At 68.4% G+C, this 1,429-nt stretch carries 1 protein-coding gene; it reads left to right on the top strand.

Annotated elements, in window-relative coordinates; genetic code table 11:
- Window positions 1-1,248: dihydroxy-acid dehydratase (locus ACFWF3_RS35870; RefSeq protein WP_379318607.1), on the top strand; the 1,248-nt coding region annotated here is incomplete at its 5' end.
- Between the last annotated feature and the right edge of the window lie 181 nt (window positions 1,249-1,429).

Raw genomic sequence — 1,429 nt, 5'->3', positions numbered from 1 at the left:
GGCGTATTCCTCTACGCGGGTTCGACCCTGCCCGGCAATATCGACGGCCAGGACGTCACGATCATCGACGCGTTCGAAGCTGTCGGCGCCTGCATCAAAGGTCTGATCACCCCCGCCGAGGTCGACCGCATCGAGCGGGCGATCTGTCCTGGCGAAGGCGCGTGTGGCGGCATGTACACGGCCAACACCATGGCCTCGGCGGCCGAGGCACTCGGGATGAGCCTGCCCGGATCGGCCGCACCGCCTGCCCCGGACCGTCGCCGTGACGACTTCGCCGAGAAGTCCGGCGAGGCTGTCGTCGGATTGCTGCGTAAGGGGATCACGGCCCGCGACATCATGACGATGGAGGCGTTCGAGAATGCCATCACCGTCGTCATGGCGCTCGGCGGGTCGACCAACGCCGTGCTGCACCTGCTGGCCATCGCCCGCGAGGCCGGTGTCGGCCTCACCCTCGCCGACTTCAACCGGGTCGGTGACAAGGTGCCCCACCTGGGCGATCTCAAGCCGTTCGGCCGCTACGTCATGAACGACGTCGACAGGGTCGGCGGCATCCCCGTCGTGATGAAGGCCCTGTTGGATGCCGGTCTCATGCACGGCGACGTCATGACCGTCACGGGCGCGACCATGGCCGAGAATCTCGCCCACATCGAGCTCGGCCTCGACGGCGACGTGATCCGCCGCCTCGACCGGCCGATCCATCGCACCGGCGGGCTCACCATCCTGCACGGCTCGCTCGCACCCGAGGGCGCCGTTGTGAAGAGCGCCGGTTTCGACTCCGATGTCTTCCGCGGCACGGCCCGGGTGTTCGACGGAGAACGCGGCGCGATGAACGCACTCGAGGACGGCACGATCGTGGCCGGTGATGTCGTCGTCATCCGCAACGAGGGGCCCAAGGGTGGACCCGGCATGCGCGAGATGCTCGCCATCACCGGCGCGATCAAGGGCGCCGGCCTCGGCAAGGACGTTCTGCTGCTCACCGACGGCCGGTTCTCCGGCGGCACCACCGGATTGTGCGTGGGGCACGTCGCCCCCGAAGCGGTGGACGGCGGCCCGATCGCCTTCGTCCGCGACGGCGACCCGATCGTGCTCGATGTCGCCAACCGCATCCTCGACGTCGAGATCGACGAGAACGAACTCGCCGCCCGTAAGGTCGGCTGGGAACCGCTGCCGCCCAGATACACCTCGGGGGTGCTGTCGAAGTACCGCAAGCTCGTCAGCTCGGCCGCACACGGCGCCGTCACCGGCTGACGGCGCCGCCTCGGCGAGAATCGCTCAGCTCAGCGTCTTCAGCGCCGTCCCGTCGTAGGGCTTCACCTCGTCGATCCGCCCCGCCAGGACCTTGGCGGCCCATTCCGGGTCCTGGAGAAGGGCTCGACCGACGGCGACCATGTCGAATTCGTCGCGCTCCATGCGATCGAGGAGGTTGTCG

It is taken from the genome of Nocardia sp. NPDC060220 (assembly GCF_042727815.1).
In the GTDB taxonomy this organism is placed as follows: domain Bacteria; phylum Actinomycetota; class Actinomycetes; order Mycobacteriales; family Mycobacteriaceae; genus Nocardia.
Note: the sequence above shows the minus strand (reverse complement) of the source record. Positions and strands in the feature narration are given on the sequence as shown.